Raw genomic sequence first — 26,993 nt, forward strand, 5'->3', positions numbered from 1 at the left:
CGGCTTTGGTTTTAGGGTTCGTTTAGAAAATTCCTTTAGCGATTTCCATTATTGAAAGCTGAACTTACTGTATTTACTTTTTTGTAAAACCAATGTACAAGAAGACGGTTATTGGTTAAAAAAATATAGTTTGGTTACAACCAGTATTTTACGGTCAATAGTTGCGAAATGATGCCAATAGTAAGGCCTATTAGTAATTCTAATTTGCTGTGGGCGTGAAAGTATAGCCTTGATGTGGCTACGAGACCGATAATGAGTATGAATATACTCAGGGCAATGGTTATATTGATCTCAAAATGAATACTGAGATTAATTAAGAACATCAACAAACTGCCCATTCCCATGAGGTGCATGCTGCTTTTTATCTTTAAAAATAAAAGTAGGGTCGTAGCGACGGTTGCGCCGATGAGACCAACGAAATAGAAATAAAGTTCAATGACGTAGTTATTTGGAATTACCTTAAAAACGATCATTGACAAGAGAACAAGATTAATGATCAATGGGTACTTGCGTTCCTTTAAAGTAGGTAACTGTACCGAATGTACATAGCCGATATTCTTTAAAATAAGAAATGTAATGATGGGTATTATTACCGTAAGGATGAAAATGGGCAATATATTGCCACTTTGCAGTTCTAAAGGACTGTATTTGGGTGTTATTATGAAATAGGCAAAGGTCCCGGCAATTGGAACAAAAAGTGGGTGAAAGATATTGGTTATCGCCTTTTGAAAAAGTCTCATTAAATTTGTTTACGCAACCTTGCTACAGGTATACCTAGTTGTTCCCTGTATTTGGCTACCGTTCTACGAGCTATGGGGTAGCCTTTTTCTTTTAATATCGCCGCTAATTTATCATCGGTCAGAGGCTTTTTCTTTACTTCATCCGCTATAACGGTTTCCAGGATTTTTTTGATTTCCTTGGTAGATACGTCTTCGCCTTGCTCGTTTTTCATGGATTCGGAAAAGTAATCCTTAATCAACTTGGTGCCGTAGGGAGTGTCAACATATTTACTGTTGGCAACCCTTGAAACCGTAGATACGTCCATATGAATTTCATCGGCGATATCTTTAAGGATCATAGGTCTCAGATTTCTTTCATCACCGGTCAGGAAGTATTCTTTCTGGTATTCCATTATGGCGCTCATGGTTATGAACAAAGTCTGTTGCCTTTGTTTTATGGCATCAATAAACCATTTCGCGGCATCTAACTTCTGTTTGATGAACATGACGGTATCCTTTTGGGATTTTGACTTTTCTTTAGAGTCCTTGAATCCCTTGAGCATATTGTTGTATTCTTTGGAGACATGCAATTCGGGAGCGTTCCTGCCGTTCAGTGTCAATTCCAACTCACCATCTACGATCCTGATGGAAAAATCGGGAACAACATGTTCTACGATACGGTTGTTACCTGCATATGACCCGCCTGGTTTGGGGTTTAATTTTTCAATTTCGGAGATGGCGTCCTTAAGCTCTTCTTCGGTAATATTATGTTTTTGAAGTAGTTTTTTGTAATGCTTTTTTGTGAATTGCTCAAAGGATTTTTCCAATATGGTAATGGCCATTTCAATATTGGCATTTATTTCCTTTCGTTTCAATTGAATTATTAGACACTCTTCCAATGACCTGGCTGCAACTCCTGGAGGATCCAATGACTGTACAACCTTCAAAACCGATTCTATGGTCTTTTCATCGGTGTAAATATTTTGGGTAAAAGCCAAATCGTCCATAATGTCGGTCAAAGGCCTTCTTATATAACCACTTTCATCTACACTCCCTACCAAGAATTCGGCAATGGCCCATTCTTCATCACTCAGGTAAACGGTGTTCAGCTGGTTCAATAAATATTGATTGAATGAAGTACCTGCTGCATAAGGGACACTCTTTTCATCGTCATCGGCGCTATAGTTGTTGGCCTTGGTTCGATAATCGGGAATCTCGTCATCACTCAGGTATTCGTCTATATTGATATCCTCTGTACTGATATTCTCACTATCCAATTCATTTTCATAGAGGTCGTCGAATTCGTCCTCGATGGTATCACTTTCTTCTTTACCGCCCTCCAATGCAGGGTTCTCTTCCAATTCTTGTTTCAAACGTTGTTCAAAGGCCTGCGTAGGCAATTGAATCAACTTCATCAACTGAATTTGTTGGGGTGAAAGTTTTTGTGATAATTTGAACTGTAAGTGTTGTTTGAGCATAAATATTGTTTGTATGCCTTATAAAGTTAACGATTTCAATTTAGAATTCCGCATTCTGCGGTGTTCTTGGAAAAGGTATTACATCTCGAATATTGCCCATACCCGTAGCGAACAACACCAGCCGTTCAAAGCCTAGTCCAAATCCGCTATGTACGGCAGAACCAAATTTCCGTAGGTCAAGATACCACCAAAGCTCTTTTTCGTCAATACCTAAGGCTTTGATTTTATCAATTAGAACATCTAGGCGTTCTTCCCTTTGAGAACCTCCGACTATTTCACCTATACCTGGGAAAAGGATGTCCATTGCCCTTACGGTTTTGCCATCTTCGTTCAATCGCATATAAAATGCTTTGATGTTGGCAGGGTAATCGAATAGTATAACAGGGCATTTAAAATGCTTTTCAACAAGGTAGCGTTCGTGTTCACTTTGAAGGTCGGCACCCCATTCATCGATGGTGAATTGGAATTTTTTCTTTTTATTCGGTTTGCTGTTTCTCAAGATTTCTATGGCTTCTGTATAAGAGACCCTTCTGAAATTATTCTCACAAATGAATTTCAATTTTTCTATCAATGCCATATCGCTGCGCTCGGCTTGTGGTTTTGACTTTTCTTCATCAAGGAGTCTTTTTTCCAAAAACTGTAAATCGTCCTGACAATGTTCTAGAACGTAATTGATTACATTTTTGATGAAATCCTCGGCCAGATCCATGTTTGCGTCAAGGTCATAAAAGGCCATTTCCGGTTCGATCATCCAAAACTCCGCTAGGTGTCTAGAGGTGTTCGAGTTTTCGGCCCTAAATGTTGGTCCAAACGTATATACCTTGCCCAATGCCATGGCATAGGTTTCTGCTTCCAATTGTCCGGAAACGGTAAGATTGGTCTCTTTCCCGAAGAAATCCTCTTTATAGTTTACCTCTCCGTCATCAGTTAAAGGCGGGTTTTTGCTGTCCAAGGTAGATACTTTAAACATTTCGCCTGCCCCCTCTGCATCTGACCCTGTAATTATCGGGGCATGAAAATAATGGAAATCATTCTGTCTAAAATACTGATGTATGGCAAATGCCAATGCCGAACGTACACGCATAACGGCCGAAAATGTATTGGTCCTTATACGTAAATGGGCTTTTTCCCGAAGAAACTCCAATGAGTGCTTTTTGGGTTGGATCGGATATAGTTCTGGATCTGCATTTCCGTGTACGAAGATGTCGGTCACCTGAATTTCAACATTCTGGCCCTTGCCTTGACTTTCTACCAAAGTTCCGGTAATTTTTAAGGCCGATCCGGTATTGATTTGCTTTAAAACGTCTTCACTGAAATTTTCAAAGTCAACAACACACTGTATGTTATTTATCGTAGATCCATCATTTAAGGCGATAAACCTGTTGCTTCTAAAAGTTCTGACCCATCCGTTTACGGTTACTTCCTGGAGCTTGGGAGCCATTGAAAGTAGTTCTTTTACACTTGAAGATTTCATTTTAAATCAAATAAAAATTAAAAGGGCAAAGATAGACTTTTGGACAAAAAGAAGCGAGTTCTATAATGTTTAAAAAAATATTAAGGTTTTTTGCTGAAATCAGCATGCGTTTAAGCTTGTTTTAGGCAATTATACCTAAAGTCAAATAATTTTTATTGCACTTGATTCTGAAAGATCATAAAGACGTTTCAGTCCAAATCCTTTATGTTGTCCTCTTCTATGGGGAGAATGTCTATCTGTGGTTTTTTAAGCACCTCTTTGTTCGCAATACTGCGTTCTAATGATAATAATAAAGAAGGTAATAGTATTAAATTGGCAAGCATGGCGAATAATAATGTTGCGGAAACCAATGAACCTAATGCAACGGTGCCTCCGAAATTGGATATGACAAAAACCGAAAATCCGAAAAAGAGAACAATGGAGGTATAGAACATACTAACTCCGGTTTCCCTCAATGCCGCGTAAACCGATTTTTTTATCTGCCAACGATGTGTTGCAAGTTCTTGCCGGTATTTGGCCAGAAAGTGAATCGTGTCATCGACCGAAATCCCAAAAGCGATACTGAATACCAAAATAGTGGAAGGTTTTATAGGTACGCCAACGAACCCCATAACACCTGCTGTTATAACCAGTGGTAGTAAGTTCGGAATCAAGGAGATAATGATCATTTTGAAGGACCGGAAAAGGAAGGCCATGAACAATGCGATAAGGAAAATGGCAAATGCTAGGGAAATTACAAGGTTCTTTACCAAATATTTTGTGCCTTTTAGGAATAAAAGTGCACTACCTGTCATATACACATTATATCTTTCAGAGGGGAATATTTTCGCGATATCCTCTAATAAGTGGGCTTCAATACCTTCCATGCGCTCGGTCTTAACGTCTTTCATGAAGGTGGTAATGCGTGCTGTTTGCCCTGTACTATCTACAAAGCTCTTTAAAAGATTTCCATCAGTGGATGATTTACGGGCCATATCCATGATGAAACTATTCTCTTGTGTAGTAGGTAGTTGATAGTATTTGGGAATACCGTTGTAAAATGCCTGTTTTGAGTATTTTACTAAATTAACAACGGATACCGGTTTTGATAATTCGGGAATATCATCGATTTCCGTACTCAAGCGATCCATTCGTTTAAGGGTAGCGGGTTTTAAGACTCCTTTTGGTCTTTTGGTGTCAACTACGATTTCCACTGGCATAATGCCATCGAATTCCTGTTCAAAAAAACGGATATCCTTAAAGAATCCGGCTTTTTTTGGCATGTCTTCAATTGGGCTTCCCGATATTTCTATCTGATAAATACCGATAATGCTTACTACCAACAATACTATGGAAGTTACATAAACGGTAATTCGCTTGTTCCGAACGATATGTTCCATCCAATTGACAAATGCATCGATCCATTTTTTGTTTAAATGTTTCAGATGTTTTGTTTTGGGTAAGGACATGAAACTGTAAATGATCGGTATGATCAACAAGGATAGTACAAAAATGCCTAAAATGTTTATTGAGGCTACAATACCGAATTCCTTAAGCAATTTACTATCGGTTATGATAAAGGTAGCAAAACCGGATGCTGTCGTAATATTGGTCATTAAAGTGGCATTCCCGACCTTTGATATGACCCGTTGTAAAGACAAGGCTTGGTTCCCGTGCTTTTTTACTTCTTGTTGGTATTTGTTTATAAGGAATATACAGTTGGGGATCCCGATTACAATGATCAAAGGGGGGATCAATGCGGTAAGTACCGTTATTTCGTACTGTAGTAAACCTAAAATCCCAAAAGCCCACATTACACCTATGATTACAACGAACATGGAAATAAGGGTCGCCCGGAAACTTCTGAAAAAGAAAAAGAATATCAAAGAGGTTACACCAAGTGCAGCTAAGATGAATTTACCGATCTCATCAATAATATTCTGGGAATTCAGAGTTCGTATGTAGGGCATTCCAGATATTCTAACGTCAAGTCCGGTTTCCTCTTCGAAACTATCGATTAAATGTGTAAGGTCTTCAAGGATAAAGTCTTTCCGTACAGATGTGTTCACAATATCCTTATCCAGATACATTACCGTTCTAATAGTTCTACTTTCCTTATTGAATAAAAGGTTTTCATAGAAAGGTAGGTCATTGAACAGGTGGTTAATGACCGTGTCAACATCTTTTTGGGTATTGATTGCGCCTTTGATCAAGGGCTCAAAGATGAAACTTTTATTCTCTTTGTCTTTTACCAGTTCCTGAAGATTATCGGTGGAGATTACAAAATCCACTTCAGGAAAAGCACCGAGTTGTTTACTGAGCTTATTCCATCTATTGAAATTAGTAGGGGAGTATAGGGTACTGTCTTTTACCGCGAATACTACCGCATTGCCTTCCTCTCCAAATTGATGCAAGAATTTTTGATATTCCAGATTTACCGGATGGTCATCCGGCAATAGGTTGGCTTGGGAATTGCTGAAGCGCATATTGTCCCACTGCATGGCCAAAAAGAAGGTTACCGCAGCGACCAAAAAAAGGATTAATATCCTATTCCTTAAAATTATTCGGGCAACCTTAGCCCAAAAGCCTTGTGTGAGTTTAGCAACCATCAGGAATTTTTACGAGCGCAAAGGTAAAGAATGCTTGGCTGTCTTCCTAAATTGCGTGCCTTAAATAAAACATAATCCATTGAGATGGAAAAAGCGCCCTTTTGGGGCGCTTTTTCTATTATTGTTTCTATCGTTTGCGGTTTGCTTAAACCTTCATGATCTCTTCTTCTTTGGCAGATAAGAAATCATCTATTTTTTTTATGTATTTGTCAGTTAAATTCTGTACATCAACTTCTGCATTTTTCTGAAGATCTTCAGAGGCATCTTCAGAATCACGAATTTCTTTGTTGGCTTCTTGTCTGGCATTTCGCACCCCGACTTTAGCATGTTCTGCTTCTGCCTTCGCTTGTTTGGCCAATTGAATCCTTCGTTCTTCAGTCAATGGTGGTACATTGATGATGATCATGTCACCATTGTTCATTGGATTGAAACCAAGATTGGCGTTCATGATTGCCTTTTCTATTTCTTGTAACATGTTCTTTTCCCATGGCTGTACCGATAGTGTACGGCCATCGGGAGTATTGATGTTGGCCACCTGTGACAATGGGGTTTGTGATCCGTAATAATCAACCTTTACGGATGATAACATGGAAGGGTTTGCCTTACCGGCACGAATCTTTATAAATTCTTTTTGAAGATGGACAATAGCTGCATCCATACTTTCTTTAGCTGCATCTAAAATGAATGTAATTTCTTCGTTCATATTTTAATCTTTAAAAATAAAACTAGCACAAAGTGTACCAAACTATAGATTTACTTTTGTACCTACATTTTCCCCATCAAGTACCCGGAGTAGGTTTCCTTTTTTGTTCATATCGAAAACGATGATGGGAAGTTCGTTCTCTTGACTCAAGGTAAATGCTGTTGTGTCCATAACCTTTAAGCCTTTGCTTAACACTTCGTTGAATGATATATTGTCGAACTTAGTGGCATCTTTATTTTTCTCTGGGTCGGAAGTATAAATACCATCAACCCGGGTTCCTTTTAAGATAACATCGGCTTCAATTTCGATTGCCCGCAAAACAGCTGCTGAATCGGTTGTAAAATACGGATTCCCGGTTCCACCACCAAAAATCACTACCCTGCCTTTTTCTAAATGTCTCATGGCCCGCCTGCGAATAAAGGGTTCTGCCACCTCATTGATTTTAATGGCTGACTGTAAACGTGTTTCAACGCCTTCTATCTCTAAGGCACTTTGAAGCGCAAGACCATTGATTACCGTTGCCAGCATTCCCATATGATCGCCTTGAACACGGTCCATACCATTACTTGCACCCGCTAAACCTCTAAATATATTTCCGCCGCCAATGACTATGGCAACCTGCATGCCTTTTTCTACGACTTCTTTTATTTCCTGGGCATATTCCGCAAGTCTTTTGGGGTCGATACCATATTGTTTCTCGCCCATCAAGGCTTCGCCACTTAGTTTTAAAAGTATTCTTTTGTATTGCATGCTTTGTGATTGTTTGACACAAAAATAGGCAAAAAAAATTATGCTACGATTCACTTTGTAGGGATTAAATCATAGAGGTTGCCACAAAATAAATAGTAATAAAAAACCACCATACGAAAGTATGGTGGTTTTAATATTTATAAAGAAACTTTAATTAACCTAAAGCAACCCTTTTGAAACCAGTTACGGTTAAATCGGCATTTACCGATTTTACGTATTGGGCAACACTTTGCTTGCTATCTTTGATAAAATCTTGGTTTACCAAGGTGTTGTCTTTGAAGAATCTTTTAAGTTTACCTTTGGCAATATTGTCTAACATTGCTTCAGGTTTTCCTTCTTGACGTAATTGATCTTTCGCAATCTCGATTTCTTTATCGATAACCGATTGGTCAACACCATCTTCGTTCAAAGCAACCGGATTCATCGCGGCAGCTTGCATGGCAACATCTTTGGCAACAACATCAGCACCATCAACAGCAGCTGAAAGACCCGACAATGTAGCTATTTTGTTACCTGCATGAATGTAAGAACCAACGAAAGGAGCATTTAATTTAGCAAAACCTCCTATTTCGATTTTCTCACCGATAACACCTGTTTGCTCAGTTAGTTTGTCTTGTACGCTTAACCCGTTGAAGTCAGCAGCAAGAAAATCTTCTTTACTGTCGCAACCCAAGGCTAATTCAGCCAAGTCATTGGCCAAACTAACGAAACTGTCATTTTTGGCAACGAAATCGGTTTCACAGTTCAAAGAGATAATGACCCCTGTAGTGTTGTCAGCATTGACTTTAGCTATAGCGGCTCCTTCAGAAGACTCTCTATCTGCTCTTTTAGCAGCAACTTTCTGACCTTTTTTACGAAGGATCTCAATTGCTTTTTCGAAATCGCCTTCTGCTTCGACCAATGCATTCTTGCAGTCCATCATTCCTGCTCCAGTGGTCTTTCTTAAATTATTTACTTCTGCGGCGGTAATTTTAGCCATTTTATTTACTTTTTAATATTGTCATGGTCTATGACAATGTTATTATTTATTGAAATGTCGTTTATGACGAAAGACTATTCAACACCACCTTTGGTGTTGTCTTGCCATTCTTTAAGCTCGTCCCATTTACCTTCAGCGGCCATTTTAGCTTGTTTAGGCCATGAGGTAGGGTCTAAATGTGCCATTCTTGAGCTAGCTTCAGTAAGGATTTCCTTAATGTTGTCAGCGTTCGCCTCAGCTAATTGTGCGTAAGTTTTGATTCCTGCTTTAACGATAGCCTCGGCAGCTTTAGGGCCTATGCCTTCTACCTTGGTAAGGTCGTCAGCTTCTGTTGTGGCTGGTTCCTCTGCCTCTACCTTAGGAGCTTCAACTGCTTTTTCCTCAACAACTTCAGGAGCTGGGGTAGGGGCTGGTGCTGGTGCTGCTTTTTCTTCTTTTTTGGCTTTTGGGGCTTCGCTTTGTTTCTCGGCTTTTCGTTCGGATAAACCTTCTGCAACGGCATCTGTAACTTGACCCATGATGATATCTATGGATTTTGATGCATCGTCATTTGAAGGGATAACGTAATCAATATCCCTAGGGTCACAGTTGGTGTCTACCATTGCGAAAATCGGAATATTCAATTTAAGGGCCTCCTTAACAGCGATGTGTTCTCTCATGGTGTCTACAATGAAAAGAGCGCCGGGTAGACGTGTCATTTCAGAGATAGAACCTAAGTTCTTTTCTAATTTTGCTCTTAAACGATCAACTTGTAAACGTTCTTTTTTAGAAAGTGTGTTGAATGTACCGTCTTTCTTCATTCTGTCGATAGAAGCCATTTTCTTAACAGCTTTACGAATGGTAACGAAGTTGGTCAACATTCCACCAGGCCATCTTTCTGTAATATAAGGCATGTTTACCTTTGCTACTTTATCTGCAACGATGTCCTTGGCTTGTTTTTTTGTGGCAACGAAAAGTATTTTTCGGCCTGAAGCAGCAATTTTCTTAAGAGCCTCATTGGCCTCATCTAATTTTGCTACTGTTTTGTAAAGGTTGATGACGTGAATTCCGTTACGCTCCATGTAGATGTAGGGCGCCATGTTAGGATTCCACTTTCTTGTAAGGTGTCCAAAATGCACACCAGCTTCCAATAATTCTTTTACTTCGACTTTCGCCATTTTAAATTTAGTTTACGTTCTTTTGAATTAGCAATGTTGAAGTGGTATTGCGTTATAGCGCAAAGCCTTCACCATTTAGATGCTAAACTAATTTACCCTATTACGATATGTTTTTATACCGTTAATTTTCATAGGAAATGAAAATCGGGATTTTTTAATTGCCCCAGTAAGAGGCTTTCAATGAACAAGTTAAAAAATATAATAAAGGTGCTCTTTGAAAAGAGCACCTGGTAATCCTGATATTAACGTTTTGAGAACTGGAACTTCTTACGGGCTTTCTTCTGTCCGAATTTCTTACGTTCCACCATCCTTGGGTCCCTTGTCAATAAACCTTCTGGTTTAAGGGCGCCCCTGTTTTCTTCGTCGATTTCACACAATGCTCTTGAAAGTGCCAAACGAATGGCTTCTGCCTGTCCGGTTATACCACCGCCATAAACATTAACCTTAACATCGTAGTTATCTTCGGTGTTGGTCAATGCAAAAGCTTGTTTCACTTTGTATTGAAGTGTTGCTGTAGGAAAGTAATTGGCCAATTCCCTGTTGTTTACAGTAATGTCTCCTTTACCTTCTGAAAGATAAACTCGCGCTACGGCCGTTTTTCTTCTACCTATTTTGTGAATTACTTCCATTATTTAAGGTCGTTTAAATTTATTGCAGTTGGTTTTTGGGCTTCTTGTTCGTGATTTGGGCCAACATAAACCTTAAGGTTTCTGAAAAGGTCGGCACCTAACCTATTTTTAGGAAGCATACCTTTAATGGCTTTTTCAACGATTCTTCCAGGATTCTTGTCCAACAACTGTTTTACACTTGTTGTTCGTTGACCACCTGGGTAGCCTGTATAACGACTGTATGTTTTGCTATCCCACTTGTTCCCCGAAAGGGTGATTTTTTCAGCATTGATGATAACAATGTTATCTCCACAATCAACATGGGGAGTGAAATTAGGTTTGTGTTTGCCTCTAAGTAATTTGGCAACTTTAGAAGCTAGACGTCCTAATGTCTCTCCTTCAGCATCAACCAATAACCACTGCTTGTTTACAGTAGCCTTGTTGGCTGATATAGTCTTGTAGCTTAATGTGTCCACACTAATAATTTTATTGATTAAATACTCCAATCCCGACAAACGGGGTGCAAATGTACAATTATTATATAAAAATACAAATGCAAAAATCGTAATATTTTTTCGAATAAAAAAAGGCAAGTACAGAAGCTTGGTTTTAATTTCAAAAAAAGGAAACAAATTCCTATTGATACTAGAAAAAAAGTGACGGTACTGTAACGTTTTTCAATTCCTCTTGTCTTTAGGGTACATCAATCAATCAAAAACGAATTTCAGATGAGAACGAGCCTTCTTTTAATCTGTATGGTCTTTATTGTGCCATTTATTTCAATTGCACAGGACTCTACTATTATTGTTCCAAAAAGAGTTTATACGACAAAACCTTTAAAAAGTGTTGAACCTCCCGTTGTAGATGGGAAACTTAATGATATTTCTTGGGACATTGTTTCTTGGGAAGATGGGTTTACTGAGTCCAGGCCTGATGAGAATACACCACCAAGTAACCAGACCCGATTTAAGGTTATCTATGATCGGAAGTATATTTATGTGGGAATACAATGTCTGGACAATGAACCGGATAAAATCGTAAAGCGATTGTCCCGTCGTGATGGTTTTGATGGGGATTGGGTGGGAATATTCATCGACAGTTATTATGACAAACGCACGGCCTTTGGGTTTATAGTTTCGGCTGCCGGTGTTAAGGGAGATGTGTTCGAGTCCAATAACGGTGGAAATGAGGACGATAGTTGGAACCCTATTTGGTATACCAAAACCAATATAGATGCTGAAGGTTGGACGGCGGAAATGAAAATACCCCTAAGCCAGTTGAAATTCGGGAAATCCAAGGAACAAGTATGGGGCTTTGAAGTAATGCGAAGGCATTTTAGGGAGGAGGAACGTTCGGTTTGGCAAAGGTTACCACCTGATACCGGTGGATTTGTTAGCGAATTCGGGGAATTGCATGGGTTAATGGATCTGGAGCCACAGAATCAATTGGAGATACAACCATATACAGTCGGCAGCGTAAAAACATATGAGGCGGAAGAAGGTAATCCGTTCCGTGATGGGAGCGATGGGAAATTGACGGTAGGTTTGGATGCTAAAATCGGAATAACGAATGATTTGACAATGGATGTAACCATTAATCCAGATTTTGGGCAGGTAGAAGCAGATCCATCTGCCATTGCCTTGGACGGTTTTCAGATTTTCTTTGAGGAACAACGCCCGTTCTTTGTGGAGAATAAGAATATTTTTGATTACACGGTTTCGTCTTCGGAAGCAGGTAATACTTTTGGTTCGGATAACCTGTTTTATTCGAGGCGGATAGGCCGCAGTCCGCAAGGGTATCCTGATCTGTTAGATAATGAATTTATTGATCAACCTGAGAATGCCAATATTTTGGGGGCGGCCAAATTTAGCGGTAAGACCAAAAACGGATGGTCTATTGGTGTGTTAGAGAGTGTTACGGCAAGAAAACAGGCTACTATTGTAAATAATGGGGAACGTAGAAAAGAGGTTGTGGAACCCCTGACCAACTACTTTGTGGGGCGTTTGCAAAAGGACTTCAATGACCGCAATACTTTTGTGGGGGGTATTTTAACGGCAACAAACAGGAATCAATTGACACCGGAACTCGATTTTTTACATAAGTCTGCCTATTCCGGAGGGTTGGATTTTAAACATCAATGGAATGATCGGGATTGGTATGTGGGGGGAAATGTGATATGGAGCCATGTAATGGGTAGTGAGGAGGCTATCCGAAACACCCAAGAGTCCATTGCGCATTTATTTCAAAGGGTGGGGGCAGACCATGTAGAATTGGACCCGGGAAGAACTTCATTGACCGGTACGGGAGGTAATTTGCAACTTGGGAAAATAGGTAATGGGCATTGGAAGTTCGAAACCGGTGCAACATGGCGTTCTCCGGAACTTGAGCTGAACGATATCGGGTTTCAAAGAAGGGCGGATGATATTCGCCATTATACATGGATCGGGTATCAAACCTTAAAGCCTGATAATACTTTTAGAAAGGTTGGGATTAATTACAATCATTGGAGTGTTTGGGATTTTGGGGGTAATTTCAATAGCCTAATGTTCAATACCAATTCTTGGCAAAACTGGAAAAACAATTGGTTCAGTAATTTCGGTTTTAATATAGAACCTGTTTCCTATTCTAATTTTGCGTTACGTGGCGGGCCAAGATTAAGGGAGTCTCCACAGATGTCTTTTTGGAACGGCATTAGCATGGACGAGCGTAAAAAGCTGAGATTCGAATTTTTCCATAACGGGAACAAGGCATCTGACAATTCATTCAGTTCTTATTATGTTGAATTTGGAGCAGTTTATCAACCTTTTAACTCTTTGCGTATTTCCGCCTCTCCCGAGTATGGAACCAATAGAAACAAATTACAATATATAGATAACTTGGACGTAAATGGCGAAACGAGGTATTTGAACGGTACGGTGGAACAGCGAACCTTGAGTATGTCATTCCGTCTAAATTATACCATAAACCCAAATCTTACCATTCAGTATTGGGGGCAACCCTTTATTTCCCGGGGTAGATATAGTAATTTTAAGGAAGTGGTAGATCCTTTGGCCAAAAACTTTGATGATAGGATATCACCATTTTTAGAAAATCAGCTTTCGCTTTCTGAAGATGTATATGCTGTGGATGATGATTTGGATGGTACAACGGACTTCAGTTTTGATAATCCGGATTTTTCATTTGTACAATTTAGGTCAAATTTAGTAGTGCGATGGGAATACATTCCGGGCTCGGAGATTTTTCTGGTATGGTCGCAGGATTTATCACAATCGGGAAATCCTAGAGAGATGCTTTTTCAGGATCTACAAGACAATATTTTCAACAATGAAAAGCCTCAGAATATCTTTCTGATCAAGGCCACATATCGGTTTATTCTATAGGCGTCAATATTTGCGAACATAATAGATCATCTATTTTTACGTTTTGTTTTCATATTAATAAAACTAAACTAATAGATGAAACGATATTTGTTTTTAAGTGCCATAGCGGCATTCATGGTGTTTTCATGTTCTACGGATAAGGAAGATGAAGCGATTTCTGAGGGTTCGATTGTTGGGACTTGGAAGTTTCAAGAGTTGAATATAGACAATGCCGATTCGCCAGACGAAATAAGATTGGCCAATGATGTTATTGAGGTTTTGGTTGCTTCCGGTTGTGAAATACTTGTTTTTGATTTTAAATCAGATAATACGGTAACTGCTTCGGCAAAGGATTTTACCGAAACGGGAAGGGATATAAATGCCGAAGGTACAGGTCTATTGATAGAATGTCCTTCAGATGTTGAGACCAGTTCTTCTGTTTGGGAGCTAGACGGTGATCAATTGACTTTTGTTGATGAAAACGGTTTAGAGGAAACAATTACCATTAAATTAGATGGTGATACCCTGACAATACCAGCCGAAATTGTAGATGAAGATAATCTGGATGGGGCGGAAGCAATTTTTATAAGGGAATAAACCATAAGATATATTCAATATGATTTAAAGACTACCTAATTTTTAGGTAGTCTTTTTATTTTTTATAGAACTTGGTCTGTACTTTCTGTTCTTGGGAAATAATGGTGACCATATAAATACCAGCATTCAAAGATGCAATGGGAATGTTCAATGCATTGGTCTTTATTTGCCATTGATATCGCAAAAGTGAATTCCCGTATACATCCGAAATAACGATATCGGCCCTATTACTGTTTTTGAGCCCAAGAATATTGACCACATTGGTTGCGGGGTTAGGGAATACCTTTATTTTTTGAGCGACATTGTTCTGGGCTGTTTGGGTCCCGTTTTGGGGAATATCCTGTGCATGTCCGGTAAAGGAACATAAAAGAATTAGCATGAAAATATAAAACGCCCTTCTCATCGTCATTCGGTATTTAGAATTACCTCTTTGTCAATAACGTAAAAAATGGATTCTTTAGTGTTGCTGTACTCCTAATAAAAGGTTAAAAATGAAAGTGTTGGGTTTAGGGGTGTTTGTTTTTTCAGTTTATTAATGTGCCTCGAGCCAATTTTGGCCAATGCCCAAGTCTACATCCAAGGGAACGGCAAGTTCATAGGCATTTTCCATTTCCGATTTGATCATGGTCTGTAACGCTTCCAATTCGGGTTTGTATACATCAAAAACCAATTCATCATGTACTTGTAAAAGCATTTTGGATTTGTAATTGCCTTCCCCAAGTTTTTTGTGGATGTTGATCATCGCGATTTTGATGATATCCGCGGCACTTCCTTGAATGGGGGCGTTTACGGCATTCCGTTCTGCTGCTCCTCTAACTATGGCATTACTTCCATTGATGTCTTTTAAATACCTGCGTCTGCCCAAAACAGTCTGCACATAACCATTATCGCGGGCAAAATCTACTTGCTCACTAATATAACTTCGTAATTTAGGATAGGTCTTGTAATAGGTTTCTATCAATTCCTTGGCTTCAGAGCGTGAAAGATCGGTTTGATTGCTTAGTCCAAATGCCGATACTCCATAGATAATCCCGAAATTCACGGTTTTGGCATTACTACGTTGTTCTCGGGTTACTTCGGCCAACGGAACATTGAAGACTTTCGAAGCTGTGGAGGCGTGTATGTCCTCACCGTTTTTAAAAGCCTCGATCATGGTGGTCTCGTTGCTTAAAGCCGCGATTATGCGTAATTCTATCTGTGAATAATCCGCTGCCAACAAGATGTAATTTTCATCCCTCGGAACAAAAGCTTTACGTACTTGACGCCCGCGCTCCGTTCGTATAGGAATGTTCTGCAGGTTCGGATTGTTACTGCTCAAACGACCTGTGGCAGCGACCGTTTGCATATAATCGGTGTGTACCCTTCCGGTAGAGGGTTCAATCTGTTCTGGCAAGGCATCGATATACGTACTCTTTAATTTTGAAAGTCCGCGATAGTCCAATACGCATTGCACGATCTCATGGTCTTTGGCCAAGTAAGAAAGTACATCCTCTGCGGTGGAATATTGTCCGGTTTTGGTCTTTTTGGGTTTGTCGACCAGCTTCAATTTGTCAAAAAGGATTTCACCCAATTGTTTTGGGGATGCAATGTTGAATTCCTGATCGGCTTCTTTATAGATTTTTTCTTGAAGGTCCAAGATGTCCTTGTCAAGGTCTTTGGAAAGTGAGTGTAAAAACTCCTTATCCAGATTAATGCCTTCCAATTCCATGTCGGCAAGCACATGCAATAAAGGGATTTCGATGGTGTTAAAAAGTTCTTCGGTTTTGGCTTCGGCCAATTCAGGTCTAAAATGTTGCGCCAACTGGAAGGTAATATCGGCATCCTCAACGGCATATTCGGTCTGTTGTTCCAAAGGCACGTCTCGCATACTCAATTGGTTCTTTCCTTTTTTGCCAATGAGTTCGGTTATGGAAACCGGGGTATAATTTAAATAGGTTTCTGATAAAACATCCATATTATGGCGCATATCGGGATTTATAAGATAATGGGCCAACATGGTGTCAAAACATTTGCCTTTGACTTGAACATTGTACTTATGTAATACTTTGATGTCGTATTTCAGGTTCTGTCCAATTTTCTCTATTTCCTCTGATACAAAAAACGGCCGCAAGGTTTCGATAACCTCTTGAGCTTCGTCTTTATTTTCGGGAAACGGTACGTAAAACCCTTTTCCGGCTTCCCATGAAAATGCGATTCCCACCAATTCAGCTGTCAACGGATTAAGTCCGGTCGTTTCCGTGTCAAAGCAGACGGAAGGCTGTTTCATTAGATTTTGCATGAAGAGTTTCATGGCCATAGGGCTGTTGATGCTCTGGTAAACATGCGCAACATCCTTTATCGTTTTTCTGCCTGAACTTTCTGTAATGGTCGCTGGTGCGTCACCATCGTTTCCGAATAAGGAAAACTGACCCTCACCCGCACTTGTTGATGTTTTTTTAGGAGTTGGAGAGTCCTCCGAATTTGTATCGGCAGTATTTGTGTTGAATATTTTGGCAAATTGGTCTTTGAGTCGTCTAAATTCGAGATCATCAAAGATTTCCTGTACTTTTTCATTATTAGGTTCGGACATTTCATAGTCCTTTGCATCGAATTTTACATCTACGGTAGTACAGATCGTTGCCAATTTTTTTGAGAGTAATCCGAGTTCCGCATTCTCAATGACCTTCTCTTTCATTTTGCCTTTAAGCTTCTCGGTGTTGGCAAGGAGCCCTTCCAACGAACCAAATTCATTGATGAATTTTTTTGCCGTTTTATCACCTACACCCGGAAGACCTGGAATATTATCACTGGCATCGCCCATCATGCCCAAATAATCGATCACTTGTTCAGGGTGTTCTACCCCAAAGCGCTTTTGTATTTCTGGTATTCCCCAAATCTCGATGCCGTTACCCATACGGGCGGGGCGGTACATGAAAATATTCTCGGAAACCAATTGTCCAAAATCCTTGTCCGGCGTTACCATATATACTTTGTACTCTTCTTTTTCTGCTTGCTTGGCCAAAGTGCCGATGATATCATCGGCTTCCCATCCTTCTTGAACCACTACCGGGATATGCATGGCCTCCAGGATTTGTTGAATGTAAGGGACAGCTATTTTTATCGCATCTGGGGTTTCGAGACGGTTGGCTTTATAGTCAGGGAACATTTCAGTACGTTCCACGCTGCCTCCTTTATCAAAACATACGGCTATATGGTCTGGTTTTTCACGTCTGATGACATCGAATAGGGAATTGGTGAACCCCATAATGGCAGAAGTGTCCATGCCTTTGGAATTTATTCTTGGGTTTTTTATAAGTGCATAATACCCACGGAAAATCAAAGCGAAGGCATCCAATAAAAAAAGTCGTTTTTGCTCGGCCATTTTAGGTTTTTTAATTTTCGTAAATCTACGAAGATTATAATTTTCAGTAATGTTGTTACTGGGGTTAATGATTCTATAAATCCTCTGGTTTGAACTTGCTCTTAAATGAGAAGGCATATGGGGTCTCTCCATTGGTCTGCAGATATTCCAATCTTTCCTTTGCTTCCAATGGAGTAGGGAAAATACCTTCTTTCACATACCAAAGCGCCATATGCATATCTTCCATTTTATCGAACCACTCCTTTTTGCGTTTCAACACTTCTACATGCATGGAATTGTATACATAATCTTTGAGTGATGTAGCATTTTCCCAAACGGACATATTGATGATAAGATAGTCATTATCGAAAATCTTAATGGCCGTTGCATTGTCCTCTTCATCCTTAAGCCTCCAAACAAAACCTTTGCTTTTATCCGCAATGGCATTGATGCTATCCAGGTTATTTACAAAGTCGGTCATGATCGGACTATCGATCGGGGCTTTCATTTTCGCGATATTTACTTGTGCTAAATGCATAGACTTATACCATTATCGTTTTATAAAAGAATCTGAAGGGTTGTTCACATGTCCTTCATTGGAATATTGACGATAGGTAAACCCTGGATGTATGCAAAAACTACCGGTTTCCCCTTTTTTGTTCATCGCGATAAAACCTATTTGAAAATCGGTATTGTCCTTGTTTTTGGCCATGATACGTTTTACACCTTCCTCGCAGGCTTCTTGGGGCGATTTCCCTTGGCGCATTAATTCTACGATCAAAAAGCTGCCCACGGTACGTACCACCTCTTCACCAACACCGGTTGCAGTGGCGCCACCGACTTCATTATCAACGAAAAGTCCGGCACCTATAATGGGCGAATCCCCGACACGACCAGCATATTTATAGGCCATACCGCTTGTGGTACAGGCTCCGGAAATATCACCGTTTTTATCAATGGCCAACATGCCAATGGTATCGTGGTTTTCAATATTGATAATAGGCTTGTACTTTGATGTTTTTTTCCATTCGAGCCATTCTTGTTTTGATTTTTCGGTAAGTAGGTTCACTTTCTCGAACCCTTTTTCATAAGCGAATTGTTCGGCTCCTTTACCGGCAAGCATAACATGGGGTGTATCTTCCATTACCTTGCGCGCCACGGAAACTGGGTGGGCTATGTTCTGCATGGCCAATACGGCCCCACAATTTCCATCTTTGTCCATGATGCATGCATCCAAGGTTACATTCCCATTTCTGTCCGGACGGCCTCCTTTACCTACCGTTTGGTTGTTTTCGTTGGCTTCCTCAACCATAACACCTTGCTCAACGGCATCCAAAGCGCTTCCTCCGTCTTTCAAGACTTCCCAGGCTTTGGCTGTGGCGTTTTGAAAATTCCATGTGCAAATGGCAATGGGTTTGGTTTCTACGGCGTGGTCATTGGTCTTGGTTTCGATTTTTCTGGTATCTGGGTATGAGGCCAATAAAGGGGCCGAAACCAATCCGGCAGTGATCTTAGTTGAATTTTTAAGGAATTTTCTTCGTTTCATCTGTATGCGTTACTTAATTTTAGGGAGTTAAATATAACAATATGTTAGTAGAAGTCTGTGCCAATTCCTTGGAATCTGCAATGAATGCACAAAAGGCCGGAGCCGATAGGATTGAACTCTGTTCAGAGTTGGCCGTTGGGGGAATTACCCCTTCTTATGGATTGTTAAAAGCTGTAAAAGAAAATGTGGACATTCCCGTTCATGTGCTAATTAGGCCACGAAGTGGTGATTTTTCATTTACTGAAGATGAGTTTAAGATCATGAAACGGAATATTGAGCTGTGTGTTGATATGGGTTTCGACGGAATCGTTTCCGGGGTTCTGCAAACGAATTTCACTTTGGATTTGGAAAAGACCAAGATGTTGGTCGACTTGTCCGGGGATTTGAAATTTACTTTTCATCGAGCTTTTGATTGGGTCGATGATCCAATGGGTGCCATGAAGCAGTTAGAAGGTTTGGGGGTAGATTTTATACTATCTTCAGGGCAAGAAAAGTCCGCTTTAGAAGGCATCGATTTATTGACTCGGCTTCAGCATGAAGCTTCTACATGTTTAATAATGCCCGGTAGTGGGGTGAATGCCGGTAATGTGCGGGAATTCAAGAAAAATGGCTTTAAAGTGGTTCATTTGTCGGGTTCATTATTTGAAGCCAGATTGTTGAATGCCCCAAAGGTATCTATGAATTCGCCTTCTTTTTTAAAGGACAAGGGTGTTTTTGTTTCCAATGTCGAGGTTGTTCAAAAAGTAATAAAAGAAGTTAAATAAACCGTAAAGGATGCGAATAGCGTTCACATTAGAAATAACTTTGTAAAAAATAGGATTATGTTACGTTGGATAATTTTTGTGGCACTTTACACCGCACTTGGTTTCTATGCCTTGCAGGCACTTAGGACGGTAACACGGTTCCCGTGGGTCTACTTTACCTATATGGGTATTTCGCTGATCGTGCTTTTGAATTTTATATATCATTTTACTTGGGGTGAAGATGCCGGAAGGGTCTTGAGCAGACCCAAGAGTTATGCGTTTGGATTTTTACTTACCATTATCGTTTTTAATGTTATTACGGTCATTTTTCTTTTCTCTGAAGATTTGTTCCGTTTTTTAACAAGTGTGTATCATAAACTTTTCGGTGGGAATAAAGAACTGACTTTTCCCGAGCGAAGAAGGTTTTTGAGTATGATGGCAATGGGAATCGCCGCTATTCCTTTTGGGGCATTGCTTTATGGTATGTACAGGGGGAAATATAATTTCCAGGTTTTGAAATATAAGATGGAGTTTGATGATCTTCCCGATGCCTTCGATGGTTTTCAGATAACACAGATTTCCGATGTGCATAGCGGTAGTTTTGATAACCGAAAAAAAATAGAATACGCAATTGATCTTATAAATAAGCAGCAAAGTAATGTTATTTTGTTTACGGGGGATATGGTGAACAACAAGGCCGAAGAGATGGAGCCTTGGAAAGAGACCTTTGCGCGGTTGGAAGCAAAGGATGGGAAGTTTTCCATCTTGGGCAATCATGATTACGGTGATTATGTAGATTGGGAAACACCGGAATTGAAAAGTAAGAACCTAGAGGACCTTAAAGTACTACAGCGCGAGATCGGTTTTGATCTTTTATTGAACGAAAGCAGGTATTTGAGTAAAGGGGATGATAAGATCGCATTGGTCGGTGTTGAGAATTGGGGTCGTGGAGGATTCAAGAAAGCCGGGGACTTGTCCAAAGCGGCCGAAGCGATAGCCAAGGATGACTTTAAGATATTGATGAGTCATGATCCATCCCATTGGGAAGATGTCGTGATTAGCGATGATTACCACTATCATCTTACCTTAAGTGGTCATACCCATGGTATGCAGTTCGGGATAGAAATACCTGGATGGGTAAAATGGAGCCCAATAAAATGGCGCTATAAATATTGGGCCGGTATTTATGAGGAAATGGGTCAGTTCATAAACGTGAACCGTGGGTTCGGCTTTTTAGGTTACCCTGGTAGGGTGGGTATTTGGCCAGAAATATCGGTTATTACCCTAAAGAAAAAGTCGTTAACATGATTTTAACGGCAAACTTTGACTACAATTAGGTGGCAGAAACTGGTGTTTTAACATTTTTTCTTACATTTGATTTGTAACCGAAACAACTATATATGTCGAAGTTTGGTGAACTCATAGATTTACCTGTTCCAGTTTTATTGGATTTTTATGCCGAATGGAACGAACAATCAACTGCAATGCATGCCGTACTTAGGGATGTTGCGGCCGCTCTGGGGGATAAAGGTAAGGTCATTAAGATAGATGTGGATAAGAACAAGGAATTGTCCCAGGCATTACGTGTAAAAGGATTGCCGACCCTAATTATATACAAAAAAGGGGAGATGGTTTGGCGCCAAAGTGGGGAGCAAGATGCCAATACACTTATCGGTATCCTAAATGAATACGTTTAATACTTTGTTATTTGGGTAATACGGCCCTTTTGAATAACTTATTTAAAATAAAAACACCTATCTATATTTTGTAGATAGGTGTTTTTTATTGGTTATGGTCTAAACAGGATGTTAAACCAATTTTGGGCTGCTTTTATTCGCTGGTTTTAACGGTGTCCAAAGCTACGGTATCCTTAAAGTCCGGATTATCCTGCATGAGGGGTTCATCCTCTTCCAGCATCTCATCTTGATAAAAATGACTGAACTTGTCAATATATTCATTGAAAATGATGGTTTCCTTTTCCGCCATCTGCCTGTCATTGTTCTCAATAAGTACATCTATCAACCTACGATACGATTCCATATCGGATATAATGTCATCGATTTTTTTGTATTGCTGATCTAAAGGTATTCCTTCATAATACTCCAAGCGCTCTTGGTATATGTTTTTCAGGGTTTCATAAATTTCGTGGGCCTTGTTGGTTTCGCCCACCTTGTAATAGCCATCTATGAAAGGAAGTACAAAATGGTAGTAACTGAAGTATGCAACGGGCATCTTCTCCATGGCGAGGTCAATGATTTCCTTGGCCTTGTCAACCTTGTTTTCTTGAATCAATTTCTCCATTAATCGGGCAAGGTTACTTCGGTAAGAAATGCCTTGGACCCTTGTCTGTGGATCGTGATAGATATCCGGGCTGCCCGAGTTGCCCCATTCCCAGTTGGTAACGATGTTGTACATGAGTTCGGAGTCTATCCGGCCCATATCAAAGGAATTACTTCGTTCTGTTTTTATAGGGACCAATTTATAGGCCATTCCGTCTAATTGAAGATAATCTTTCATCCAGATGAATTCGGCATCATCAAAGCTTCCTCCTGAGAAGTACAAAGGCCGTTTCCAATCGTTGTTGGCCACAATATCCAGCATCATCATACTTTTCTTGGTAATGGCACTTGGAAGGTCAATGTCTATGTAATCCACGATTTGCGCGGAATCCTTCGCTTTTACCAATCCGCTCTCCAAAACATTCGTTTTATTAACTGGGATGCGTATTTTTTGGGTAGGATAGTATACCAGATTTTGCGTATTCTCGGGATATTCATCTACATCAACATCTTGTTGTTCCAAGAAAAACTTGAACTTGGTCTGGGGTTTGTCGCTATCTATCCAATCAATAAAATCTTTAATGTTCCAGCGGCTCTTGGAAACTTCCCTGTTGAACAATGGGTCAACATTTTGGAAGTAAAGAACGTCCCTAGATCCCCATCGGTATTTGTCATGGGTGATTTGGGAAGGTATTGGGTCGCTCGTATATGCTTTACGCTTCATTTGGTCTACATACCAGTCCGTTTCAAAAAGACTTGTACAAACAATACGCACATCGGTCCTGTAATTTTCTATTTCCTGGGCGTACCAGAGAGGGAAAGTATCGTTGTCCCCGATAGTGAATAACAAGGCCCCAGCATCTTTTTGACAAGAGTCGAGGTAGGCTTTTGCAGAGGATTCGGCGGTATAACGGTTAGATCGGTCGTGGTCATCCCAATTTTGAACGGCCATTACCGTAGGTACGGCCAACAGGCATAGTACGGTAATTACAGGTGCCAAAACCGTTGGGTTCACCCATTTCTTGAATTCATCGAACAGGCCATATACCCCAAGCCCTATCCAAAGGGCGAAAACATAGAATGAGCCAACTAAGGAATAATCCCTTTCCCGAGGTTGGAATATATAGGGGTTCGTGTAAAACTGTATGGCGATTCCCGTGAACAAAAAGAAAACCAGTAAGACCCAAAATTGCTTTGGGTTTTTCGAGACTTGGAACAATATGCCGATGATTCCTAGAATAAGCGGTAAAAAGAAATAGGTGTTACGTGCTTTATTGTCCTTGATGTCACTTGGTAGGTTGTCTTGACTGCCATGAAAAGCGCTGTCGATAATCGGTATGCCCGATAACCACTTGCCGTTTTCGTCGTAACGACCCTGTATATCATTGTTCTTGCCAACGAAATTCCACATGAAATAACGCCAGTACATGTAACCGAATTGAAACTCGAACATGTATTTTACATTGTCCCAAATGGTCGGGGGTTGTACTTCAAGATAGTCATCGAACCGTTTTAGGAAGCTTATGTATTGTTCAGCATCTATATCCCCGTTGGCATATCCGGTCTTTACTTGGGCTACTGCTTGTCTAAGTTCATCGTTGGATTGTTTCATCTTAAAATCCAACGGCCCAAAATACTTCATATAATTTTCGGCATGCTGTCCGCTCCACATTCGGGGTAAAATACCTTTATGCTTTTCGTTGGAGTCTTGCAGTGCATTTTTATAGTAGTTTACGATTACGTATTTCCCTTTTTCATAATCTTTTTCGTACTTGGGCTTATCATCTTTTTCCTCACCTGCAGGAGCGAAAATATCGGAATAATACGCGCCGTAAACAGGACTGTCAACACCAGGGTATTGTTCCCTGTTGTAATAGGCCAATAAGGATCTTGCATCTGAGGGATTGTTCTCATTGATCACCACATTGGCATTGGCCCTGATGGGGAGCATTAACCATGTAGAGAAACCGAAGAACAGGAACATGATGCAAAGGACGATGGTATTCGCATTGCGAAAATCGTTTTTGCGTGTATATCGTAATCCAACATAAAAAGTGATGATGAAAATAAGTCCCATGATCAAGGATCCGGAATTAAAGGGTAATCCAATGTTGTTTACAAAGAAGACCTCTGCCCATCCGAATAACTTCAGGACGTAGGTCAGCGAAAACTTATAAACCAGCATTAGGACCGCGATGACCATGATATTGGCCAAAAGGAAATTTTTTACAGTGGTGGTTTTGTATTTTTTGAAATAATAGAGTAAACCTACGGAGGGGATGGCTAAAAAGCCCATGAACTGAACCCCGAAGGTTAGGCCGACAACAAAGGAAATAAGTACCAGCCAACGGTTGCCACGTGGTGTGTCCAGGTTATCCGTCCATTTGAGTCCAAGCCAAAGGAGCAATGACATGATCAAACTTGCACTTGCATAAACTTCGGTTTCAACGGCATTGAACCAAAAACTATCGGAAAATGTGAACGCTAAAGCACCAACCAAACCGCTACCAAGGACCGCTACCGATTTGCTATCGGAGAGTATTTCTTTTTCACCGATCAATTTTCTGGTAAGATTGGTAATTGTCCAAAACATAAAAAGAATGGTAAACGCACTACTTACACCGGAAACATAATTGACCATTCGGGCAACTTGATCGGGTTCAAGGGCGAACATAGCGAAAAACGCCCCGATCATTTGTAATAATGGTGCTCCTGGGGGATGGCCAACCTGTAATTTTGCGGAAGTTGCGATATATTCCCCGGCATCCCAAAAACTACTTGTGGGTTCTACGGTAATACTATAGGTTATAAGTGCTATAAAGAAGACTACCCATCCGAGTATGGTGTCCCATTTTTCGAAGTTCTTAGAAAACATGCAATATTTGGTTTTACCTTGAGGGCGAATTTAGTAATTAAAATATATATGCTCACACATTTTTGATAAACCTTTAACAACGCAAGTTGGTGTTTTTTCGATGAATGTTTTTAAAAATGTTTGCTCAAACCAAACTTTGTTTTAAATTTGCACGCTCTAAAGCTGAAACAATTTCTAAATTTTTTTCGGAGTTGGGCTTTAGATGAGGTATTGGCCTATGGTGTAATTGGCAACACAGCTGGTTTTGGTCCAGTCGTTCTAGGTTCGAGTCCTAGTAGGCCAACAGATTTAAAAAGAATCCTGATATTGAAAAATATCAGGATTTTTTCGTTTTTGGTAAATTTTCTTTACTTCAAAGCTGAAGTTATGCTGGGTTCGTGGGGTCCTTATATCTTAAATAAATGAGGAAATGGCTTTATTCCTTGGGAATACTGCCTTGGTTGTCCTCATCTTTCAGGTCTAAATCAATATTGTTTTGGGTATTGGGTGTTTCCGATTCCGGTAATTCATTTTCCTCTAATGGATCATGTGGGATTTCGTTATCAGTTATAATACTTGGTATTTTTCCTTCTTTGATCAAGGCCCAAGTCATGATCAGACTAGTGGCTATGATAACGAAAAGTAAAATACCAGATTCGAAATTTGCCACTTCCGCCTCTTTTGGAATGGCATAAAATAAAAGAACGGTTATAAGTCCCCGTGGGGCTATAAACAGTTGGGGCATTATATCGCTGCCAAAAAAAGTACGGAGTATAACAAATCGTATAAGGTAAATAGAGATGATGATCAAGATGCTTATCATAGCTACACTTAGGCTAAAAAGTGAAGAGATGGCTATGGTAAGACCGAATATCACAAAGAAAAACGTGCGTACCACAAAGGCGGTTTCCAGTGTGATGATGTGAAGTTCATGGTACATTTGGCCTACTTTGTCATTTTTTAGAATACGGGATAACCTGCCGGGAAAGAACAGTTTCACATTGGCGATGACCAAACCGAAGATCAATATGATGATAAGTGAGGAAAGGTGGAATTTCTTTCCGATGGCATATAATAACAAGAGTATGGCAATCAATAAAAATAATTTTGCCTGACTTTTTATACGTTGAAATATAAGGATGATAGCATAGCTCGCGATAAGTGCTATTACAACTGTTATTAAAAGATTTATTGAAAACCCTGCAAAACCTGTGTCCTCTGCAGGATTCAATCCTCCGATAAGAAAATAGAACATCATAATGCCCATGATATCCGAAAATGTGCTTTCGTAGATATGAAACTCTTTTTTCGATTCTGAAAGTCCACTTACACTGGGAATGATGATCGCACTGGACAATATGGATAAAGGAGTGGCGTACAGCCATGCCGATTGCATGCTCATTTCAGGTATGAACTGATGCATAATGAGGGCTGCGGCCCAAGCTGAACCCAATAATCCCAGTAAGGCTATACCCATAGCTTTAAGAATAGGGATTATTTTTTCTTTTTTTAGTTCAAGTTCTAGGGCAGCTTCAAGAACGATCATAATTAGACCAACAATGCCCAATATTTCCAAGGCCCCATCGAATTCGGGTTTATCGGGCATAAAATAGCCTAATGCATATTGAAGGATAATACCTAGGGCGATCAACATTAATACCGACGGAATATTGGTTTTTTCGGATAGGCCGTTAAACCAAAATGATAAAATTATAATGATAGAAGCTTCAATGATAATGTTGTAAGAAGAGAAAATTTCCATAAAAAAGGGCTTTGGTCCAAAGGCTAAAAGTAATATTTAATTATAACTTTAAATAAG

Annotated in this window: 21 protein-coding genes and 1 tRNA gene; 6 read left to right on the forward strand and 16 right to left on the reverse strand. The window is 39.9% G+C overall.

Going from position 1 to position 26,993, the window contains the following annotated elements:
- Positions 1-134: 134 nt before the first annotated feature.
- The 10 genes from R3X28_RS13655 to rplM form a co-directional block, all read right to left on the reverse strand.
- Entirely contained in the window at positions 135-740 is a 606-nt protein-coding gene (locus R3X28_RS13655; protein WP_154364189.1) for a hypothetical protein, read from the reverse strand.
- The gene (gene rpoN / locus R3X28_RS13660) at positions 740-2,197 is read right to left on the reverse strand and encodes an RNA polymerase factor sigma-54 (RefSeq protein ID WP_154364187.1); all 1,458 of its coding nucleotides are present in this window, start codon (positions 2,195-2,197) and stop codon (positions 740-742) included. The genes R3X28_RS13655 and rpoN overlap by 1 nt, the downstream gene beginning before the upstream one ends.
- A 40-nt stretch (positions 2,198-2,237) precedes the next feature.
- Positions 2,238-3,671: an asparagine--tRNA ligase gene (asnS, locus tag R3X28_RS13665; RefSeq protein ID WP_282055283.1), complete on the reverse strand. Its 1,434-nt coding sequence runs from the start codon at positions 3,669-3,671 to the stop codon at positions 2,238-2,240.
- 188 nt (positions 3,672-3,859) lie between these two features.
- Positions 3,860-6,259: an efflux RND transporter permease subunit gene (locus tag R3X28_RS13670; RefSeq protein WP_317664987.1), complete on the reverse strand. Its 2,400-nt coding sequence runs from the start codon at positions 6,257-6,259 to the stop codon at positions 3,860-3,862.
- Positions 6,260-6,404: 145 nt separating this feature from the next.
- Positions 6,405-6,962 carry a ribosome recycling factor gene (frr, locus tag R3X28_RS13675; protein WP_154364181.1) on the reverse strand — a complete coding sequence of 186 codons (558 nt, stop codon included), beginning with the start codon at positions 6,960-6,962 and terminating at the stop codon, positions 6,405-6,407.
- 42 nt (positions 6,963-7,004) lie between these two features.
- Positions 7,005-7,712: a UMP kinase gene (pyrH, locus tag R3X28_RS13680; RefSeq protein WP_154364179.1), complete on the reverse strand. Its 708-nt coding sequence runs from the start codon at positions 7,710-7,712 to the stop codon at positions 7,005-7,007.
- Between the two features lie 154 nt (positions 7,713-7,866).
- Complete coding sequence (tsf, locus tag R3X28_RS13685) at positions 7,867-8,691, reverse strand: translation elongation factor Ts (protein WP_154364178.1); 825 nt, start codon at positions 8,689-8,691, stop codon at positions 7,867-7,869.
- A 74-nt stretch (positions 8,692-8,765) separates the two neighbouring features.
- The gene (gene rpsB / locus R3X28_RS13690) at positions 8,766-9,848 is read right to left on the reverse strand and encodes a 30S ribosomal protein S2 (RefSeq protein WP_154364176.1); all 1,083 of its coding nucleotides are present in this window, start codon (positions 9,846-9,848) and stop codon (positions 8,766-8,768) included.
- A 242-nt stretch (positions 9,849-10,090) separates the two neighbouring features.
- Entirely contained in the window at positions 10,091-10,477 is a 387-nt protein-coding gene (gene rpsI / locus R3X28_RS13695) for a 30S ribosomal protein S9 (protein ID WP_154364174.1), read from the reverse strand.
- Complete coding sequence (gene rplM, locus R3X28_RS13700) at positions 10,477-10,932, reverse strand: 50S ribosomal protein L13 (protein ID WP_179955026.1); 456 nt, start codon at positions 10,930-10,932, stop codon at positions 10,477-10,479. The genes rpsI and rplM overlap by 1 nt, the downstream gene beginning before the upstream one ends.
- A gap of 252 nt (positions 10,933-11,184) precedes the next feature.
- On the opposite strand from rplM, the gene R3X28_RS13705 reads away from it, so the two are divergent.
- Together R3X28_RS13705 and R3X28_RS13710 are read left to right on the forward strand one after the other, a co-directional pair.
- The gene (locus R3X28_RS13705) at positions 11,185-13,836 is read left to right on the forward strand and encodes a DUF5916 domain-containing protein (RefSeq protein WP_317664989.1); all 2,652 of its coding nucleotides are present in this window, start codon (positions 11,185-11,187) and stop codon (positions 13,834-13,836) included.
- A gap of 75 nt (positions 13,837-13,911) precedes the next feature.
- Positions 13,912-14,412, forward strand: coding sequence for a lipocalin family protein (locus R3X28_RS13710; protein WP_317664991.1), 501 nt, complete (start codon positions 13,912-13,914; stop codon positions 14,410-14,412).
- 55 nt (positions 14,413-14,467) lie between these two features.
- On the opposite strand, the gene R3X28_RS13715 is transcribed toward R3X28_RS13710, so the two are convergent.
- The 4 genes from R3X28_RS13715 to R3X28_RS13730 form a co-directional block, all read right to left on the reverse strand.
- On the reverse strand, positions 14,468-14,815 hold the full coding sequence (locus R3X28_RS13715; RefSeq protein ID WP_317664993.1) for a T9SS type A sorting domain-containing protein: 348 nt from the start codon (positions 14,813-14,815) through the stop codon (positions 14,468-14,470).
- Positions 14,816-14,944: 129 nt separating this feature from the next.
- Positions 14,945-17,773, reverse strand: a complete 2,829-nt coding sequence (polA, locus tag R3X28_RS13720) for a DNA polymerase I (protein ID WP_317664995.1) — start codon at positions 17,771-17,773, stop codon at positions 14,945-14,947.
- 73 nt (positions 17,774-17,846) lie between these two features.
- Positions 17,847-18,290 (reverse strand): DUF3291 domain-containing protein, encoded by a 444-nt coding sequence (locus tag R3X28_RS13725; RefSeq protein ID WP_317664997.1) that lies wholly within the window; start codon positions 18,288-18,290, stop codon positions 17,847-17,849.
- Between the two features lie 12 nt (positions 18,291-18,302).
- Entirely contained in the window at positions 18,303-19,298 is a 996-nt protein-coding gene (locus R3X28_RS13730; protein WP_317664999.1) for a N(4)-(beta-N-acetylglucosaminyl)-L-asparaginase, read from the reverse strand.
- Positions 19,299-19,339: 41 nt separating this feature from the next.
- Between R3X28_RS13730 and R3X28_RS13735 the strand changes: the two genes are divergently transcribed.
- The 3 genes from R3X28_RS13735 (at position 19,340) to R3X28_RS13745 (ending at position 21,738) form a co-directional block, all read left to right on the forward strand.
- Positions 19,340-20,062 carry a copper homeostasis protein CutC gene (locus tag R3X28_RS13735; RefSeq protein ID WP_317665001.1) on the forward strand — a complete coding sequence of 241 codons (723 nt, stop codon included), beginning with the start codon at positions 19,340-19,342 and terminating at the stop codon, positions 20,060-20,062.
- Positions 20,063-20,119: 57 nt separating this feature from the next.
- Positions 20,120-21,349 carry a metallophosphoesterase gene (locus tag R3X28_RS13740; protein WP_317665003.1) on the forward strand — a complete coding sequence of 410 codons (1,230 nt, stop codon included), beginning with the start codon at positions 20,120-20,122 and terminating at the stop codon, positions 21,347-21,349.
- Positions 21,350-21,441: 92 nt separating this feature from the next.
- Positions 21,442-21,738 carry a thioredoxin family protein gene (locus tag R3X28_RS13745; RefSeq protein WP_154364153.1) on the forward strand — a complete coding sequence of 99 codons (297 nt, stop codon included), beginning with the start codon at positions 21,442-21,444 and terminating at the stop codon, positions 21,736-21,738.
- A gap of 133 nt (positions 21,739-21,871) precedes the next feature.
- On the opposite strand, the gene R3X28_RS13750 is transcribed toward R3X28_RS13745, so the two are convergent.
- On the reverse strand, positions 21,872-25,195 hold the full coding sequence (locus R3X28_RS13750; protein ID WP_317665005.1) for a DUF2723 domain-containing protein: 3,324 nt from the start codon (positions 25,193-25,195) through the stop codon (positions 21,872-21,874).
- Between the two features lie 211 nt (positions 25,196-25,406).
- On the opposite strand from R3X28_RS13750, the gene R3X28_RS13755 reads away from it, so the two are divergent.
- Positions 25,407-25,478 (forward strand) — tRNA-Gln (locus R3X28_RS13755).
- Positions 25,479-25,610: 132 nt separating this feature from the next.
- Here R3X28_RS13755 and R3X28_RS13760 read toward each other — a convergent pair.
- Positions 25,611-26,936 carry a cation:proton antiporter gene (locus R3X28_RS13760; protein WP_317665007.1) on the reverse strand — a complete coding sequence of 442 codons (1,326 nt, stop codon included), beginning with the start codon at positions 26,934-26,936 and terminating at the stop codon, positions 25,611-25,613.
- Positions 26,937-26,993 lie beyond the last annotated feature (57 nt).

The organism is Maribacter sp. TH_r10 (assembly GCF_033101095.1).
Taxonomy (GTDB): Bacteria; Bacteroidota; Bacteroidia; order Flavobacteriales; family Flavobacteriaceae; genus Maribacter_A; species Maribacter_A luteus.

Excerpts from the sequence above, each read along its gene's own strand:
- R3X28_RS13710 (WP_317664991.1), top strand. The coding sequence starts at position 13,912 with ATGAAACGATATTTGTTTTTAAGTGCCATAGCGGCATTCATGGTGTTT.
- R3X28_RS13670 (WP_317664987.1), bottom strand. The coding sequence starts at position 6,259 with ATGGTTGCTAAACTCACACAAGGCTTTTGGGCTAAGGTTGCCCGAATA.
- R3X28_RS13740 (WP_317665003.1), top strand. The coding sequence starts at position 20,120 with ATGTTACGTTGGATAATTTTTGTGGCACTTTACACCGCACTTGGTTTC.
- frr (WP_154364181.1), bottom strand. The coding sequence starts at position 6,962 with ATGAACGAAGAAATTACATTCATTTTAGATGCAGCTAAAGAAAGTATG.
- R3X28_RS13715 (WP_317664993.1), bottom strand. The coding sequence starts at position 14,815 with ATGAGAAGGGCGTTTTATATTTTCATGCTAATTCTTTTATGTTCCTTT.
- rpsB (WP_154364176.1), bottom strand. The coding sequence starts at position 9,848 with ATGGCGAAAGTCGAAGTAAAAGAATTATTGGAAGCTGGTGTGCATTTT.
- asnS (WP_282055283.1), bottom strand. The coding sequence starts at position 3,671 with ATGAAATCTTCAAGTGTAAAAGAACTACTTTCAATGGCTCCCAAGCTC.
- R3X28_RS13705 (WP_317664989.1), top strand. The coding sequence starts at position 11,185 with ATGAGAACGAGCCTTCTTTTAATCTGTATGGTCTTTATTGTGCCATTT.
- R3X28_RS13750 (WP_317665005.1), bottom strand. The coding sequence starts at position 25,195 with ATGTTTTCTAAGAACTTCGAAAAATGGGACACCATACTCGGATGGGTA.
- R3X28_RS13730 (WP_317664999.1), bottom strand. The coding sequence starts at position 19,298 with ATGAAACGAAGAAAATTCCTTAAAAATTCAACTAAGATCACTGCCGGA.
- R3X28_RS13760 (WP_317665007.1), bottom strand. The coding sequence starts at position 26,936 with ATGGAAATTTTCTCTTCTTACAACATTATCATTGAAGCTTCTATCATT.
- polA (WP_317664995.1), bottom strand. The coding sequence starts at position 17,773 with ATGGCCGAGCAAAAACGACTTTTTTTATTGGATGCCTTCGCTTTGATT.
- R3X28_RS13735 (WP_317665001.1), top strand. The coding sequence starts at position 19,340 with ATGTTAGTAGAAGTCTGTGCCAATTCCTTGGAATCTGCAATGAATGCA.
- R3X28_RS13655 (WP_154364189.1), bottom strand. The coding sequence starts at position 740 with ATGAGACTTTTTCAAAAGGCGATAACCAATATCTTTCACCCACTTTTT.
- rpsI (WP_154364174.1), bottom strand. The coding sequence starts at position 10,477 with ATGGAAGTAATTCACAAAATAGGTAGAAGAAAAACGGCCGTAGCGCGA.
- tsf (WP_154364178.1), bottom strand. The coding sequence starts at position 8,691 with ATGGCTAAAATTACCGCCGCAGAAGTAAATAATTTAAGAAAGACCACT.
- R3X28_RS13725 (WP_317664997.1), bottom strand. The coding sequence starts at position 18,290 with ATGCATTTAGCACAAGTAAATATCGCGAAAATGAAAGCCCCGATCGAT.
- R3X28_RS13745 (WP_154364153.1), top strand. The coding sequence starts at position 21,442 with ATGTCGAAGTTTGGTGAACTCATAGATTTACCTGTTCCAGTTTTATTG.
- pyrH (WP_154364179.1), bottom strand. The coding sequence starts at position 7,712 with ATGCAATACAAAAGAATACTTTTAAAACTAAGTGGCGAAGCCTTGATG.
- rpoN (WP_154364187.1), bottom strand. The coding sequence starts at position 2,197 with ATGCTCAAACAACACTTACAGTTCAAATTATCACAAAAACTTTCACCC.